The organism is Flavobacterium branchiicola, assembly GCF_018383905.1.
GTDB classification, from domain to species: Bacteria; Bacteroidota; Bacteroidia; order Flavobacteriales; family Flavobacteriaceae; genus Flavobacterium; species Flavobacterium branchiicola.
Window position 1 is genome coordinate 492,859 of record NZ_JAGYWA010000004.1, and the last position, 17,577, is coordinate 510,435.

Here is a 17,577-nt window from a genome sequence, read left to right on the forward strand (position 1 = left end):
TTTATTTTTTATTCCATTTTTTTGGTCATCTGAAGCGTTCCTTCCTGTAAAGCTTTATAATAATCGCCTTTTTTTAGTTCCGGAATTACATAGGTTGAAACAATATTACGCATATCCTGATCGGTCATTTTTGAACGTATTTTATCGGTTCCCTGAACCTGAATTTGTCTTAGTTGTTTACTGATAACAATTAAAACGGTGGTGTCTAATTTTAATTTTGAAAGTAAATGTTTATCTAAATCCATTGCATAATCGGTCAGATCTGTGTATGGTTTTATTGATGCCGTAGTTACAATAAGAATTTTATTTTTTGTTTTTGCTTCGTTTGCTTTCAAAAAATCATTTAAGTTTTTGATTTGCGCCGGAGTAAGAATTTTTTCGAAATCATTTACATTATCATACGATTTTGCAAAGATGTTTTGTGCTTCGGTTTTTGTTTGCGCAAAAATTGAATGTGATAAAAAAAGAGTAAGGGTTAAAACGAACAATATTTTTTTCATGGCAGATTTGTTTTGGGACTGCAAAAATAGTGCTTTATTATTAAAAATGAGTCTTCAAATTGTTATCATAAGACAATATTTATTTTTGATTGAATTGAGTCATGTTTCAGACTGTTTAAAGCAAGTTTTGGTCATGAATTATGAACTTAATTTTTTTCAACAGTAATAGTAAGTTTGTTTTTCTTTTGTTGAATGAGTATCATTTTACCTTTGCTAAAACCAAGTTTTTCAAGCCATTTGCCTTCCAGTTTTATTGCAGGAATAGTTGTGCCGCCATAAGTTCGGGCCTGATATTTTGCATGTATTTTTAGTTTTCTGAGATCTTTCATAGACTTTATAATTATGTATTTTTAGACAAAGCATTGTCATTTCGACGTAAGGAGAAATCGCACTAGAATTTCCGTATAGTGAATCACCAATCTTTGTCGAGTTTCGTGTGTGATTTCTTCAACCCAATCATTATCCTCATTATTATGTCATTTCGACGTAAGGAGAAATCTTCACGAGAAACTCTACAAAGATTGGTCATACGTTACGGAGCTACTTGCGAAGATTTCTCCTTACGTCGAAATGACAAAACAGACTCATTTTGCAATAAATCAAAGGTCTAACGAATAGTTGAGAATGTTGTCATATAGTAATATGACAAACGGAAATGTTATTAACAACTTTGATATTAATGATTTATAAATTGAAATGATTTGGAATAAAACATAATCTCGGAGAAAAAAAAATCCGGTTTACTTTCGCAAACCGGATTTTGAATTTTTATTGTAGTAATGGAAATAAATGATCCCAATTAAGATTTTTAGCAAAATCTAAAGCCGTTTTTCCACTTTTGGTTTTTGCCTTTATATCGGCGCCCGATTGTAAAATTACTTCAACCGAAGTACGGTTTCCTGCAATAGCTTCGCGATGTAAAAACGTATACCCTAAATCGTCCTGACCAGTAACTTCGGCCGGATTGTTTTTTAAGAACTCAATAAGACTTTCTTTCATGTTTTTACTCATTGGGTGCTCGATTAGGTTTTCCGGATTTTCAGATTGCTCATAAACAATCTGAATGTCATTAAAATCGCCAAAGTCTAATCCCCATGCTTCATCGTGTGCTTCTCTTTCTTCGTCGCTCATTTCAGATCGCATAGCTTGTATGGTAAAACCTCCGTAAGTTATTCCTTTGGTTGCAAATAACCAGTCGCTAATTTGATTAATCGGAATTGCTACTTCATCTCCGTTATTTACATTGGTTAGTGAGCCCGGATCATTAATCAGAATACCATATATATTTTCTCCATCAAAGTTAATGTCATTAATCCACATGTGTTCTACAATGGTTTCATTGTCTATTTCCTGGGTAAATGCTAGTTTAACACATGCAACATCCAGTGCGGGTATAATGCGTCGATATTCCCATGATAATTCTCTCCAGAAATATTTAAATGTTTCCTGTGCTTTTTTGTAGGCTTCTATCATTTTTGGATTTTCTCCGTCGGCGTAAAATATTGTGGTATTTTCCATGTTTTAGATTTTTATAAAAATTTGAATATTTTTAAAAATAGTATTTTTACTATATTTTATAAAAGTATTTAACTTTTAATTGTAAAAAAAATCCGATTTACTTTCGCAAACCGGATTTTATAAATTGAAAATTATATATAACGCTGTAAATACGAACTAATGTACGTTTCTACATTGTATATTTTACAAGTGAATTACTTCGCCGTAAGCATCAGCCACAGCTTCCATAACTGCCTCGCTCATTGTTGGGTGAGGGTGGATAGATTTAAGGATTTCATGACCTGTAGTTTCTAGTTTACGAGCTACAACTGCTTCAGCAATCATATCTGTAACACCAGCACCAATCATGTGGCATCCTAACCATTCTCCGTATTTAGCATCAAAAATTACTTTTACGAATCCGTCTGGAGTTCCTGCCGCTTTAGCTTTTCCTGAAGCTGAGAATGGGAATTTTCCAATTTTTAATTCGTAACCTTTTTCTTTAGCTTGTTTTTCTGTTAAACCTACAGAAGCGATTTCCGGAGTTGCATAAGTACAACCAGGAACGTTTCCGTAATCGATTGGGTCTACGTGTAAACCAGCAATTTTCTCCACACAGTTGATTCCTTCAGCAGAAGCTACGTGAGCTAAAGCCTGACCTGGAGTAACGTCTCCAATTGCATAATACCCAGGGATATTTGTAGCATTGTAAGCGTTTACTAAGATTTTATCTCTGTCTACAGCGATACCAACTTCTTCTAAACCGATGTTTTCAATGTTAGTTTTAATTCCAACTGCCGAAAGTACAATATCAGCTTCAAGAACTTCTTCACCTTTTGCAGTTTTAACAAATGCTTTTACTCCTGCACCAGTTGTATCAATACGCTCAACAGATGAATTAGTCATTACTTTAATTCCGGCTTTTTTCAAAGAACGCTCAAATTGTTTTGAGATATCTTCGTCTTCTACAGGAACAACGTTTGGCATAAATTCTACAATAGTAACATCTGTTCCCATTGAGTTATAGAAATGAGCAAACTCAACTCCAATAGCTCCAGAACCTACAATAATCATAGATTTTGGTTGTGTTGGTAATGTCATTGCCTGACGGTATCCAATTACTTTTACACCATCCTGAGGTAAGTTTGGCAATTCGCGAGAACGAGCACCAGTAGCGATGATAATGTGATCTGCGCTGTATTCTGTAACTTTATTATCTTTATCTGTAACGTCAAGTTTTTTTCCTGGTTTTAGTTTTCCAAAACCTTCAATAACGTCAATTTTGTTTTTTTTCATCAAAAACTGAACTCCTTTGCTCATTCCTTCTGCAACACCACGACTACGTTGTACAACTGCAGGGAAATCTTTATCGAATTCAGAAACTTTCAATCCGTAATCAGAAGCATGTTTTAAATAATCAAAAACCTGAGCTGATTTTAATAATGCTTTAGTTGGGATACACCCCCAGTTTAAACATACACCACCAAGGTTTTCTTTTTCAACTACGGCTACTTTAAAGCCTAATTGAGAAGCTCTAATTGCTGTAACATATCCGCCAGGACCACTTCCTAAAACAATAACGTCGTATTTCATTTGTTTGGTTTTTAGTATTTATTTCCGAAGATGAGGTTTATATTTCCGAAACTCATTTTCCGATTAATCTTTTTGTTATTTGTGATTGCGAATTTAAGGATTTATTTTAAATGAATACTCCAAAATTTATTTTTAAAGACTGTGATCTTGGTCTTTTCACAGAAACTGAAGTAATTGTTAATTGTAAATTGTGAATTATGAATTGATTTTTGGGATTTTGCAGATAAATCTGAAAATAATGGCGATGTCAAAAAAGTAATGTCAATGTCAAAAAAAACAATGTCAATGTCAAAAATCAATGGTAATGTCAAAAATCAATGGTAATGTCAAAAAGTAATGTCAATATCAAAAAAAAAATAAGCCACAGATTATAAGGATTAAAATGATTTTGAAAATCGGTGTTAATCTTTGTAATCTGTGGCTATTATAATTTTGATCGGGCTTCGACTACGCTCAGCCGGACAAAGTTGAAATCATTAATAATTAACCATTAACCATTAACCATTAACCATTAACAATTTATAATTAAACTTTTACGTGTCCCCAGTTTTCTCCGCTGGCAATTCGTCGTATTTGCATTTCGCTTACACCAAATTGTTTAGCAATCATTTTCAGACGGGTTTTTTGTTCCGGTCTGGCAAGGATTTTCTTGATCAGCATCACTTTTGTGGTGGTCAGTTTACGTCCGTCGGCTTTTAAATTATGTTCTATAAGATTCTTTTTGGCCTGAATAACGCGTGGACTTTTACGGCTATGTGCCATCATTTCGGCTTTTGTGGCCCACCGCAGATTGCTAATATCATCGTTGCTGCGGTTGTAGTCCATATGCAGGACGTAGGTTTGCTCCTCAGATTTTTTCGGAAGGAAATACTGCGCAACTAATTTGTATAAGAAAAGGTATTTATTGACGATTTTATCGTCTTTTTTAACTTTAAATCTAAAGGTTGGATATCCATCACTTAAACCTCCTTTTAAGAGGCGTCCATTTTCAATTTCATCGGTGAAGCTTATAAGTCGGCCTCGGTTTGAAATGGCATATTTTAATTGTAATGAAGCATTTATTTCTATTTCTTTGAACTGTTCGTTTGGATAAAATCTATTTTGTGGCATTTTCTTTTACATTTGATTTCTATATTCTCAAAGATAACGATAAACCAAAAATGAATGTTGTGCTACTGGCTGTGAAGTATCAATTTTATGATTCTTATAACGCTTATTTAACGTTTTAAAATGATTTTGACAGTTTTTAAGTCAGTTTGAAACTACAAATTGTGAATAGTGCAGTTTTTTACTTTTCGCAAAAGCGTGAATTTTAAGATAAATTTGGGTTAAATTATTGGTTGAGCTGATGTTGAACAACTATGTTTTTCCTGAAATTTAAAAAGCAATTCTAATTTTAAACTTAGTTGGCTACAGAAAATTGAGAATCGTATAAGTTTCTGTAATAACCATCGGTTTTGTTTAATAATTCCTGATGCGTGCCTTGTTCAACAATTAAACCTTTGTCCATAACCACAATTTTATCGGCATTTACAATCGTTGCCAATCTATGTGCGATGATTATTGAGGTTCTGCCTTTGGTAATGGTTTCTGTCGCGCGCTGAATCAATTCTTCTGAATAAGTATCAATCGAAGAAGTTGCTTCATCTAAAATCAAAATACTCGGATTACTAACATAAGAACGTAAAAAAGCAATTAACTGACGTTGACCGGACGAAAGCATTACACCACGTTCTTTTACATCAAAATCATAATTATCCGGAAGGTTCATAATAAAATCATGAACGCCAATTTTTTTGGCGGCGTCTAAAACCTGCTCTCTTGTAATTTCAGGATTATGAAGTGTAATATTATTGTAGATCGTATCGGCAAACAAAAAGACGTCCTGCAAAACCACCGCAATTTGTTTTCTTAGAGAAGCCAGTGTATAGTTTTCGATATTTTGTCCGTCAATGCAAATGGTACCGCTGTTAATTTCATAAAAGCGATTCAGTAAATTTATGATGGTAGATTTTCCAGCGCCTGTAGAACCTACAATTGCAACTGTTTGCCCGGAAGCAACAGATAAGTCAATTCCTTTTATAACTTCTTCTTCGGGAATATAACTAAAACGAACGTCTTTAAATTCGATACTTCCTTCAAAAATTGGTGCTTCGAGTGTTCCAGTATCCTGAATGTGATCCTGAGTATCGATAATATCAAAAACACGATTTGCTGCAATCATCCCTAATTGCATCTCGTTAAATTTATCCGCAATCTGACGTAACGGATTAAAAAGCATTCCAATAAACATCGTATAAGAAAACAAATCTCCAAAAGTGGTAAAGTGATCTCCGTTTAGAATTTTAAATCCGCCAAAGACAACAACCAATCCTAAAGTAATAGAAGAAATAATATCGGCTATCGGGAAGAAGATAGAGTTGTATAAAATTGTTTTAATCCAGGCAACTCTGTGTTTGTCATTTATGACTTTGAAATTTTCAGCTTCAATTTTTTCACGATTAAAAAGCTGAACGATTTTCATTCCGGTAACGCGTTCCTGAACAAAAGAGTTCATGTTGGCAATCTGTGTACGTACTTCCTCAAAAGCAACCTGCATTTTGCGCTGAAAAATACGGGTTATATAAACCAGAATAGGCATAGCGACAACTACAATCCAGGTAAGCTTCCAGTTCATATAAAACATAAAAATCAAAACGACCAGCATTTTCATTAAATCGCTTATAATCATAAAAAGCCCCTGACTAAAAATGCGGGCAATGGATTCAATATCCGAAACGGATCTGGTCACTAATTGACCAACCGGAACCAGATCAAAATATTTCATTTTAAAACTTAAAATATGTTTGAAAAGTTTTGTACGAATGTCTTTTACAATATCCTGCCCAAGCCAGTTGGCCCAATAAACAAAATAGAATTGGGAGAAGACTTCCATTAAAAGTACCAGACCCATTAAAATGATGTACATCAGTAAACCATTCTTGTCATGCGTCTTAATATAGCCGTCGACCGTTTGTTTTAATAAATAAGGACGAAGCGCTGCAAAAATAGACAGCGAAACAGCAAAAACAATAACGCCATAGTAGCGCCATTTATAAGGTTTTGTATATTTTAAAATTCTTTTGAATAATCCAGTATCAAATGCTTTTGCTTTCATTTAGTTTTTTAAGCTTTAAGCTATAGGCTTTAGGCTTTAGGCACAAAGTAAGTAGCTTATTGCCTATAGCTTATAGCTTACAGCTATAAATAATCGTAATCTATTTTGGTTAAATATAAACCATGCGCCGGAACCGAAAATCCGGCTTTCTCTCTGCTTTTGCTGGCAATAATGTTTTCAAAATCTGCCAGCGTAATTTTATGTAAGCCAATATTAATTAAAGTTCCTACAATGGCGCGAACCATATTTCGTAAAAAGCGGTTTGCCGAAATAGTAAAAATCAATTTATTATTTTCGTTTTTCCAGTACGCCTCAAAAACCGTGCAATCAAATGTGTTGACATCTGTATTTACTTTAGAAAAGCATTGAAAATCGGTATGCTTCAACAGGATCTTTGCAGCTTCATTCATCAAAGCTACATCTAATTTTTGATTTACGTACCAGCTGAGCCCCTGCAAAAACGGATTTTTAACAGTATTGATATGATATTCATATGTTCGTTTTGTAGCATCAAATCGGCAATGAGCATCGTCGTGAACCAAAATAATATCAAAAATTGCAATATCCTTCGGTAAATAAGAGTTGAGTTTATGCACTAAAACCGGTATATCTAACTGATTTTCAAAATCAAAATGTCCATACATTTCCTCAGCATGAACTCCAGAGTCGGTTCTGCCGGCACCCATTACACTTATTGTAGTGTTTAATAAAACCGAAAGTGCTTTGTTTAAAGTTTCCTGGACTGATGGAGCATTTGGCTGAAATTGCCAGCCATTATAATGTGTTCCGTTATATGCAAATTGAATAAAATATCTCATTTTAAGGGACAGAGGTTCTAAGATGCAAAGGTACAAAGGATTTTTTGAAGATGCTAAGGTTCTGAGGTGCTAAGGTTCTAAGTTTTTTCTGTAGAGATGCACTGCAGTGTGTCTGAAATGATAGTAATAAACTTTTTTAGTAAAATTAAAAACGGTGAAACAAAGTCTTAGAACCTTAGCATCTCAGAACCTCAGAACCTTTCTTAAAAAACGTTAAAACCTAAAATGCAAATCATAGTTGACAGAGGAAAAAATCGTGTCAGAAAATGACAATTCCAACGTTTTAATTTGAATATTTTTTTAACATTTTTTAATAAAAATGGCCAAAAGTTAATTTTTAAGATATTTAATTTTAACAGGAACTATTTCTACTATGTTTGTAGTCTAAATATCAAAAACTATGAATGAAATTACTTCTTACTGGTGGATAATTGTAATCTTATTTGCCTTTATTTTTTACAAATTTATTTTGCGTGTTTTCTTTGGAATGGTGATTGTTCCGGAAGACAAAATTGGTTTAGTAACCAAAAAATTCGTTTTGTTTGGTCAGGACAGATCCCTGCCTGATGGTCGTATTATTGCAACAAAGGGTGAAGCAGGTTACCAGGCGCAAACACTTGCTCCGGGTTTGTATTGGGGAATGTGGATCTGGCAATACTCTATAGATATGACTGGCTTTACCATAATTCCGGAAGGTAAAATTGGATTGGTTTTAAGTAAAGACGGAAAGGAAATTCCAACCGGACGAATCTTGGCAAGAAAAGTAGAAAGTGATAATTTTCAGGATGCTACTTCTTTCTTGAACAACGGAGGACAAAAAGGACGTCAGACAGCGTTTATTACGACAGGATCTTATCGTATTAATACATTCTTATTTGAGATTGTAGTAGCAGATCAGATCAAGATTTACGAAAACATGATTGGTATTGTAACGGCTCTTGATGGAGAACCAATTCCGCAAGGACAAATTGCCGGAAAATTTGTTGATAGTCACAACAATTTTCAGGATTTTGATAAGTTTCTTGAGCATGGCGGAAATCGTGGTTTACAACCTCAGGTAATGTTGGCGGGTTCTTATTATATTAATACGTGGGGAATTTTAATTGAACAAAATCCAATGACTGATGTGCCAATTGGTTATGTAGGTGTTGTAATTTCATACATTGGAGAAGATGGTCAGGATGTTACAGGAGATACCTTCAAGCATGGAAACATTGTTTCAAAAGGACAACGTGGTGTCTGGATGGAGCCTTTTGGACCAGGAAAATATGCGTTGAATAAATATACAACCAAATTAGAAGCTGTACCAACAACAAACCTGGTTTTAAACTGGGCAAATGCTAGAAGCGAATCGCATGATTTAGATAAAAATCTTTCTACAATTACAGTTCGTTCAAAAGATGGTTTCCCGTTTAATCTGGATGTTGCGCAAATTATTCACGTTCCGGCTGCAGAAGCTCCAAAAGTAATCGCACGTTTTGGAAGTATGAATAACTTGGTTTCTCAGGTTTTAGAGCCTACAATTGGTAACTATTTTAGAAACTCGGCTCAAGATAGTGACGTGATTTCATTCTTGACTACAAGAAAAGAACGTCAGGAATCTGCTAAGAATCATATCAAATTAGTATTGGACGAATACAACGTAAATGCTGTTGATACTTTGATTGGGGATATTGTACCGCCAGATTCATTAATGAAAACTTTGACAGATAGAAAATTAGCCGAAGAAGAACAAAAAACGTATCAAACCCAAAGAATGGCGCAGGAACAACGTCAGGGAATGGAGAAAGAAACCGCAATTGCTGATATGCAAAAAGAAATTGTTAGAGCTTCACAAAGTGTCGAAATTGCGCAAAGAACGGCAGATGCAACGGTAAAAAAAGCAGAAGGAGACGCAACAAGTTTAAAGCTGAATGTAAATGCCGAAGCTGAAGCTACCAAAATGCGTGCAAATGCAGAAGCAGAAGCAACAAAGGCAAGGGCAGGAGCACAGGCAGAAGCAACAAAATTAAATGCAAGTGCAGAGGCAGAGAGAATTTCAAAAACAGGTTTGGCTGAAGCAGAAAAAATTATGGCAATTGGTAAATCGACAGCCGAATCGTATCAGTTGCAAGTTACTGCAATGGGAGGTGATAATTTTACAAGATATAAAGTTACCGAAGAAATTGGTAAAGGAAATATCAAAGTAATTCCGGATGTATTGATTTCAGGAAATGGTGGTTCAGATGGTTCTATCAGTGGTTTGTTAGGATTAAAACTAATGGAAATGATGGATACTAAAGAATTAAAAGAAGGAAAAAATCCAAAGAAATAATAACTATTGAAACAAACCAGAGAGATTTTTAAACCCTGTTTGGTTTAAAATTAAAAAGGTCTAGAAAACCGATTTGCGAAAGTAAATCGGTTTTTTTTATTAGTGTTTTTCTAATGTTAGCTGGGTTTTAGTACAGTTTTATAGAAAAAACTTAGAATTTTAGCAACTTAGAATCTTAGCATCTTTTGGAAAAAATCTCAGTATCTTAGCGCCTTAGAATCTTAGTAGCTTAGAATGAAAAAAATCCTCCTCCTTTCCGATACGCACAGCCATATTGACGATACTATTTTAAAATATGTGGCACAAGCAGATGAAGTATGGCATGCCGGTGATATCGGGGATTTAAGTGTTACAGATACCATTAAGAAGTTAAAACCGTTGCGTTGCGTTTATGGTAATATAGACGATGCAAAGGCAAGGTTGGAGTTTCCGTTGCATAATCGTTTTATGTGTGAAAATGTTTCCGTTTGGATCACTCACATTGGAGGTTATCCTGGAAAATACAATCCTGCTATTAGAGAAGAAATGGCTTCAAATCCGCCAAAATTATTTATTTGCGGACATTCTCATATTTTAAAAGTGATGTTCGATAAAAAGAATAACTTATTGCATATGAATCCCGGAGCGGCAGGTAAAAGTGGATTTCATCAGGTTCGTACAATGCTTCGATTTGTAATTGATGATGATAAAATTAAGGATTTAGAGATTGTTGAGATAGGAAAAAAATAGCTGTTCCTTAATGCGGTAAAGGGATTTTAATTTTTATTACGGTGCCTTTTTCTGCTTTTGAAATTATCTCAAAAGTTCCTTTGAATTTTTTAACACGCGCTCTTATTCGGTTTAATCCAAAGCCTTCCGTTTCATCTATTTTTTTAGTATTAAAACCTTTTCCGTTATCTTCTATTTTAATACAAAAACAGTTTTTGTTTTCTTTTAAACTTATTTGAGATTTAGTGGCTTTACTGTGCTTTATAATGTTATTGAATAATTCTGATACAATAAAATAGATCTTCATTTCAAATTTTTCAATATATCTTTTATCAGTCTCGATTGTATTCGAAAATTCAAAATCTATATCGATGTTTGAGTTTCTTTCGCATAAATCTTCTAAAGCGTAAAGTAAGCCAAAACGAACCAGAAGGCTGGGAACAAGGTCATGCGAAAGGTCTCTTAATTGGTCATGAGCTTCGGCTAAAATTGTTTTTGCTTTTTGAATTTCTGCTGACTGTATATTGTTTTGTGTGGTAAAGGTATTAAGGTGTAGTCCAACAGATGATAATAGAGAGTTGACATTGTCATGCAAAAAAGAAGCTATTTTTTTTCGTTCAATTTCCTGGCTGTCAATTCCGGAATTAATTACATCTAAGAGAATTTTCTGTTTGATGTCTTTTCGTCTTATTTTTTGTTTTAGTTTATTATTTTGATAAAAGAAATAAAATAAAAAAAACAAAATAATAATAAGAAGTATCGATAGACTTACCACTTTTTTGTTTCGTAACTGATCTAGTTTCTTTAGTTCAGCAGTGCTTGTTTTCTTAGATGTTTTGTATTGCTGATTGTTTTCCTTTAAAGTTCCCTGTTGTTGACTAAAAACAGGAGTGTTATTAAAAGAAAGAATAAAAGACAGCAATATTAAGATCCTGAAAAACAGCATAGGAGTAAATTTTGATGCAAATTTATTTTGAAATTAAGGATTGATGAGATTGTTTTTTAAAGCATATTTAACCAGTCCGATCGTATTTTTTGTCTGCAGTTTTTTCATAATATTTTTTCGATGTGTTTCAACAGTATTTATGCTTATAAAAAGCTGCTCGCTTATTTCTTTTCCGCTGTACTCAAGTGAAATCAAAGTGATTATTTCAATTTCGCGAGGACTTAAAATTTGGTTCTCAGTATAAATGTTTTTGTTTAGTTTTGGATTGTTTTGTGTAAGGCTTTTAAAAACCTTTTCTCTAATTGCATCAGAAAAATAATCTTGTCCCTGATATACTGAATGGATTGCTTCGATGATATTTTCGCCAGCACATTTTTTTGTCAGATATCCTTTTGCTTCCAGTTTCATTACTTCTTTAATGATTTTTAGATCATCATAACTCGATAAAATAATGATCTTGCAAGGGCTTTTTTTTGCATTAAATTCCTGAAGTACTTTGATGCCATCTTTTTCTGGCATACTAATATCTAAGATTAAGATATCAGCGTTATTTTGAAGAACTTCGTCGTAAACATTGTTTCCATTTAAGGAACTGCCTACAACTTCAAAATTTTCAACTGTTTGTAATAAATTGGTCAAACCATCAATAAGTACTTGATGATCATCGGCAAGGTGGATTTTTATTTTTTGCGTCATTGTTATTTGTGATCTAAGCGCACAAAATTAACAGAAGATAGCTATATAAAACTGCTGTTGAAGGTTGATTTATAATAATATAGGGCACAAAAAAACCCGAATAAAAATTCGGGTTCTCTTCGCACAAAAAAATTAAGTTTATAGGTTTATCTCAAACGATCTACAGATTTTACGAGATCTTCGTCCTTTTTGATGGCCTTATTAGCTAAAACTAATAATACGATAGCAACAATAGGAAGAAACATCCCAATACCTTTCTCTGAAACTGCAGCAGCAGTTTCTCCAGATAAATTTAGAGATCGGTAAACAAATAATCCTAATAAAATTAAATTTAATATCATGTTCAGTCTGTTCATCACAAACTGATTTTGTCTCTTTTTATATGAAATAATGCTAACAATACTAAGCATTGTACTTAAACCTAATAAAACAGTGTAAAACTGATCTTGCATAAAATAGAATGCTTTACCTCCATTTAATGTCCAAAGCGGAACAAAAAACATAAGTACCCCTGTTACGACAAAGGTAAGAAATAGATATACAGTCTGAATTCTTTGTATCATGGTCTAAAATTGTTTTACAAAAATATATTTTCTTTTTTTAAAATACTATTGTATGATAAAATTTTATTCGTATTATTGCATCATAATACCGTAAGCACTTCATACTGCGGTCAATCGAAAACAATTATCTACCTATTCTTTTTACAGTATTTCCTTTAAAATAATTAAATTCATAGAACATTCATGTTTGATATTTCTGCATTAAAAGAAATGAAGCTTTCTGAGCTTCAAGAAATAGCTAAGTTAGCTAAAACTATAAAGTTTAATGGCGTTAAAAAAGAGACTCTGATTACTCAGATCTTAGCGCATCAGGAAGCGAGTGCTACACCGCCAGTTTCTGCTATTGCCGAAAAAGAAATAACAGACGATAAACCAAAGAGAGCCAGAATTGCTCCTGTTAAAAAAGCAGCAAGTCCAAAAAACGCTCCAGTTCTGGAATTTGATCAGGTTGAGGAAATCCATGAGAAAAAGGAAGCTCCGACACCAGTAAAAACAAAAACTCAGGCAACGCCTAAAATTCAGGCGACTCCAAAAATTCAACCCGCTTCAAAAATTCAACCGACGCCAAAAGTGGAGGAAAATGTTGAAGGTGCAGAAGTTGCTGAGGAAAAAGTTGTAGAGAAAAAAGAGCCTAAAATCGTAAAATTTAATAAATCTGCTTACGAGAAAAAAGTAGCGCTACAAAAGGAAAAAGAAGCTGTAAAAGAAGTAAATAGTGAAGAAGAATCTTCAGATGCTCCAACTGCAATAGTTGAAAATGCTGAAACAACTGCTCCGGTAAAAAAAATAAATCCGAATCAGAACAAAAATCAAAATCAAAATCCGAATCAAAACCAGAACGTAAACCCAAATCAGAATCAAAATGGGAACGGTAATGGAAATAACGGAAATCAAAATCATAAAAATAAAAAGAATAATTTCAGAGATTCAGATTTTGAATTTGACGGAATTATCGAAAGTGAAGGTGTTCTTGAGATGATGCCGGACGGTTACGGATTCTTACGTTCATCAGATTATAATTATTTAGCCTCTCCGGATGATATTTATTTATCAACTTCACAAATCAGATTATTCGGTCTTAAAACCGGAGATACTGTAAAAGGAGTGGTTCGTCCTCCAAAAGAAGGCGAGAAATTTTTCCCTTTAGTTCGTGTACTTAAAATTAATGGTCACGATCCGCAAGTAGTTCGCGACAGAGTTTCTTTTGAACACTTGACACCGGTTTTCCCTTCAGAAAAATTCAAATTAGCCGAAAAAGGCAGTTCTGTATCAACGCGTATTATCGATTTATTTTCTCCAATAGGAAAAGGACAACGTGGTATGATCGTTGCTCAGCCTAAAACGGGTAAAACAATGCTTTTAAAAGATATTGCAAACGCAATTGCTGCTAATCATCCGGAAGTTTATTTGATTGTTCTTTTGATTGATGAGCGTCCTGAAGAGGTTACAGATATGCAACGCAGCGTACGCGGAGAAGTTATTGCTTCTACTTTTGACAGAGAACCGCAAGAACACGTAAAAATTGCTAATATCGTTCTTGAAAAAGCAAAACGTTTAGTAGAATGCGGACATGATGTAGTAATCTTATTAGATTCGATCACGCGTTTAGCAAGAGCTTACAATACAGTACAGCCAGCTTCTGGTAAAGTTTTAAGTGGAGGTGTTGATGCAAATGCATTACAGAAACCAAAACGTTTCTTTGGAGCAGCAAGAAATGTCGAAAACGGTGGTTCATTAAGTATCATCGCAACGGCATTGACAGAAACAGGTTCTAAAATGGATGAGGTTATTTTTGAAGAATTTAAAGGTACTGGAAACATGGAGCTTCAATTGGATCGTAAAATCGCAAACAAACGTATTTTCCCTGCAATCGATCTTACTTCTTCAAGTACACGTCGTGATGACTTATTATTGGATGAAAAAACATTACAAAGAATGTGGATCATGCGTAAATATCTATCTGACATGAACCCGGTAGAATCTATGGATTTTGTAAACGATCGTTTCAAGAAAACCAGAAACAACGAAGAGTTTTTGATTTCTATGAATGATTAAGAAAAGGTTCTAAGGGACTAAGGTGCAAAGGTCCAGAGGTTTTTCTTTGGAATCTATATAAAAAAAAGGGATGAGTTTTACTCATCCCTTTTTTTGAATCTTAGTACCTCAGAACCTTAGTCCCTCAGAACCTTTGTAACTTTGAGCCTTTACAGCTTTGAACCTATTTCTTATCAACTACTGGTCTTTCGGCTCTATTAGCTAAATCCCATGCAACTGAAAACGCCAATTGTGTTCTTTTTGTCAAAGCATCGTATTCGATTTTTTCCGGAGTATCATCTTTTCCGTGGTAATCTTCGTGAACTCCGTTGAAGAAGAAAACAGAAGGAATACCATGTTTTGCGAAGTTGTAATGGTCAGAACGCTCATAAAAATGGTTTGGATCTTTAGGATCATTAAATTTAAAATCTAAGTCCATTTTGATGTATTTATCGTTTTGAGATACAACAGCATTGTGTAAATCAGATGATAATCTGTCAGCACCAATTACGTATACATAATTATTAGTTTTAGAATGCTCAACATCGCGACGTCCGATCATATCAATATTGATGTCTGCAACTGTATTGGCAATTGGAAATAACGGATTTTCAGAATAAAAGCGAGATCCGTGTAAACCATGTTCTTCACCAGTTACGTGAAGAAATAAGATAGAACGTTTTGGTCCGTGTCCTTGTTTTTTTGCTTTAGCAAATGCTTTAGCCATTTCCATAACCGCCACAGTTCCCGAACCGTCATCGTCGGCTCCGTTGTAAACTTCACCATCTTTAATTCCAACGTGGTCATAGTGTGCAGAAATTACCAAAATTTCGTCTGGTTTTTCAGAACCTTCAATATATGCCCAGATGTTTTCAGAATCAGGTAAATTTTCGTTGCGTCTTGCGTTTAAGAAAGCAGCAGGAATGTGTTGGTAATAATCTGAAGCACCTTTTGGAAAAGAGATTCCGCTTTTTTTGTATTGCTCAATCATATAAAGACCTGCTTTTTTCTGTCCTTTTGAGCCAGTTTCACGACCTTCCATTTCATCGGAAGCAATTGTGTAAAGCATTTTTTTAAGATCTTTTTCCGAAATCGCTTTAATGTATTTTGTAGGATCCGAATTGTCTTTGGATGCTGTCGACTGCGCAGTTTTACAAGAGTACGCAGAAACGATTAGTAATAAAAGGAGTAATTTTTTCATTCCTATAGTTAGTGTAAATTAATAAAGGTGTAAAGAACGTAAATGGTTAGTAAAAATAGAATAAAAAGCGAGTTAATTATAAATAAGAAAACACTTTTAATAAAGGATACTATTCTGGATTCGCCATAAAAGCGATGATGAGCAGGATAAAAATAATAGCACATCCAAATAGTTCCAACAAAATTAATAATGCTGGATATATATGACAATGGACTATCTTCTCCAAATAAACCTATAATTCTGTCTATGATAAACATAATAAGGAAAATAAGAAGTAAGAAAGAAAAGTAATGAAGCGTGAAAATTCCGTGATCAAAATAATACCATTTCTTTTTATTATGAAAAAGCCACAAGAAAAAAGCGAAAAATGGCATAATAATAAATAGAATTTTAGGAAGATTGTGAAAGAAAGCTTCTACGAACTTAACATAAATCTCTTTTTTAGTATATTTCTCAGTGACGTGGCTTGCTTTTTCGACAAACCAATAGCTAGTTGTATTTAGCTTGTCTTCTTCTTTTCCATATTTCTGGACAGAATCAATTTTCTTCATGTTCAAAAAATGAAAGTATTTCTTGTCTTCTTTTTTAACATTCAGATCTTTAGAAGCTTTTTCAATTTCCTTATTTAATGCTTTTTCACTTTTATCAATCTCGCTGCCTACTTTACTTGGAAACATTGCAATCAGTAAAAATGTAATAAAGCTGATAAAAATATATAATCGGACTGGTGCTAAATAAGACAAACGCTTTCCTGAAAGATATTCTTTGGTCAGTGTTGAAGGCTTAAAAAGAAGATTTTTAATTGTCTTCCAGAAAGCATTTTCATAATGCGTCAGATCTTCAAAAAAATGGATAAACAAATGGTGAAATGTTTTTCGGCTATCTGTATTTTCTTGTCCACAATTGGGGCAATATTTTTGTTCAACAACATGTCTGCAATTTAAGCAGGTTTTATCTTTTCTAATCGGACTATGTGACATTGGTTATTTAGTTGATTTGGTTTTAGTTTTTTAGTTTAGAGATGGTAAGGGTTTAAACTAGCTTGTGCTTTTTTGCCACGAATTACACGAATCATCACGAATTAATTACTAAAAATCAGTGTCAATCTGTATCATCTGCATAATCGGTGTGCTATTTTTTACCCACGGATTTTACTGGTTTAAACGGGTCTGTCACGGGTTAAAATATTATCAAAATTATCTGCTGATATGTTTTAGCCACGAATTCACGAATTAATTGTATTAAAGATCGGTGTCAATCTGTATCATCCGTTTAATCCGTGTGCTAATTTTTGTCCACGGATTTTACTGGTTTAAACGGGTTTGTCACGGATTAAAATATTATCAAAATTATCTGCTGATATGTTTTAGCCACGAATTCACGAATTAATTGTATTAAAAATCGGTGTCAATCTGTATAATCCGTTTAATCCGTGTGCTATTTTTTGTCCACGGATTTTACCAGTTTAAACGGGTTTGCCACGGATTCATGAATTAGGTTTGTTAAAAATCAGTGTTAATCTCTATAATCCACGTCATCCGTGTGCTGTA

At 33.8% G+C, this 17,577-nt stretch carries 15 protein-coding genes; 3 read left to right on the forward strand and 12 right to left on the reverse strand.

Going from position 1 to position 17,577, the window contains the following annotated elements:
• Nucleotides 1-8 precede the first annotated feature (8 nt).
• From KHA98_RS12170 to truA, 7 genes are all read right to left on the reverse strand, one after another.
• Nucleotides 9-500 carry a TPM domain-containing protein gene (locus tag KHA98_RS12170; RefSeq protein ID WP_213258204.1) on the reverse strand — a complete coding sequence of 164 codons (492 nt, stop codon included), beginning with the start codon at nt 498-500 and terminating at the stop codon, nt 9-11.
• A gap of 146 nt (nt 501-646) precedes the next feature.
• Nucleotides 647-829: a SymE family type I addiction module toxin gene (locus tag KHA98_RS12175; RefSeq protein ID WP_213258205.1), complete on the reverse strand. Its 183-nt coding sequence runs from the start codon at nt 827-829 to the stop codon at nt 647-649.
• 439 nt (nt 830-1,268) lie between these two features.
• Complete coding sequence (locus KHA98_RS12180; RefSeq protein WP_213258206.1) at nt 1,269-2,018, reverse strand: DUF2314 domain-containing protein; 750 nt, start codon at nt 2,016-2,018, stop codon at nt 1,269-1,271.
• Between the two features lie 183 nt (nt 2,019-2,201).
• Nucleotides 2,202-3,590, reverse strand: a complete 1,389-nt coding sequence (lpdA, locus tag KHA98_RS12185; protein ID WP_017496030.1) for a dihydrolipoyl dehydrogenase — start codon at nt 3,588-3,590, stop codon at nt 2,202-2,204.
• Between the two features lie 525 nt (nt 3,591-4,115).
• A complete protein-coding gene (locus KHA98_RS12190) occupies nt 4,116-4,700 on the reverse strand; it encodes an HNH endonuclease (RefSeq protein WP_213258207.1) in 585 nt (194 codons plus the stop codon).
• 292 nt (nt 4,701-4,992) lie between these two features.
• Nucleotides 4,993-6,747: an ABC transporter ATP-binding protein gene (locus KHA98_RS12195; protein ID WP_213258208.1), complete on the reverse strand. Its 1,755-nt coding sequence runs from the start codon at nt 6,745-6,747 to the stop codon at nt 4,993-4,995.
• A gap of 83 nt (nt 6,748-6,830) precedes the next feature.
• Nucleotides 6,831-7,565, reverse strand: coding sequence for a tRNA pseudouridine(38-40) synthase TruA (gene truA, locus KHA98_RS12200; RefSeq protein ID WP_213258209.1), 735 nt, complete (start codon nt 7,563-7,565; stop codon nt 6,831-6,833).
• A 400-nt stretch (nt 7,566-7,965) separates the two neighbouring features.
• On the opposite strand from truA, the gene KHA98_RS12205 reads away from it, so the two are divergent.
• Both KHA98_RS12205 and KHA98_RS12210 read left to right on the forward strand, forming a co-directional pair.
• The gene (locus KHA98_RS12205; protein ID WP_213258210.1) at nt 7,966-9,879 is read left to right on the forward strand and encodes an SPFH domain-containing protein; all 1,914 of its coding nucleotides are present in this window, start codon (nt 7,966-7,968) and stop codon (nt 9,877-9,879) included.
• Nucleotides 9,880-10,113: 234 nt separating this feature from the next.
• Nucleotides 10,114-10,608 carry a metallophosphoesterase family protein gene (locus KHA98_RS12210; RefSeq protein WP_213258211.1) on the forward strand — a complete coding sequence of 165 codons (495 nt, stop codon included), beginning with the start codon at nt 10,114-10,116 and terminating at the stop codon, nt 10,606-10,608.
• Nucleotides 10,609-10,615: 7 nt separating this feature from the next.
• On the opposite strand, the gene KHA98_RS12215 is transcribed toward KHA98_RS12210, so the two are convergent.
• The 3 genes from KHA98_RS12215 to KHA98_RS12225 form a co-directional block, all read right to left on the reverse strand.
• Nucleotides 10,616-11,533 carry a sensor histidine kinase gene (locus tag KHA98_RS12215; RefSeq protein WP_213258212.1) on the reverse strand — a complete coding sequence of 306 codons (918 nt, stop codon included), beginning with the start codon at nt 11,531-11,533 and terminating at the stop codon, nt 10,616-10,618.
• A gap of 33 nt (nt 11,534-11,566) precedes the next feature.
• Entirely contained in the window at nt 11,567-12,229 is a 663-nt protein-coding gene (locus tag KHA98_RS12220; protein WP_213258213.1) for a response regulator, read from the reverse strand.
• Nucleotides 12,230-12,375: 146 nt separating this feature from the next.
• Nucleotides 12,376-12,792: a DUF4293 domain-containing protein gene (locus KHA98_RS12225; RefSeq protein WP_213258214.1), complete on the reverse strand. Its 417-nt coding sequence runs from the start codon at nt 12,790-12,792 to the stop codon at nt 12,376-12,378.
• Between the two features lie 183 nt (nt 12,793-12,975).
• On the opposite strand from KHA98_RS12225, the gene rho reads away from it, so the two are divergent.
• A complete protein-coding gene (gene rho, locus KHA98_RS12230) occupies nt 12,976-14,847 on the forward strand; it encodes a transcription termination factor Rho (protein ID WP_213258215.1) in 1,872 nt (623 codons plus the stop codon).
• A gap of 163 nt (nt 14,848-15,010) precedes the next feature.
• On the opposite strand, the gene KHA98_RS12235 is transcribed toward rho, so the two are convergent.
• On the reverse strand, nt 15,011-16,027 hold the full coding sequence (locus tag KHA98_RS12235; RefSeq protein WP_213258216.1) for a M28 family peptidase: 1,017 nt from the start codon (nt 16,025-16,027) through the stop codon (nt 15,011-15,013).
• 8 nt (nt 16,028-16,035) lie between these two features.
• Nucleotides 16,036-17,007: a DUF3667 domain-containing protein gene (locus tag KHA98_RS12240; protein ID WP_213258217.1), complete on the reverse strand. Its 972-nt coding sequence runs from the start codon at nt 17,005-17,007 to the stop codon at nt 16,036-16,038.
• Between the last annotated feature and the right edge of the window lie 570 nt (nt 17,008-17,577).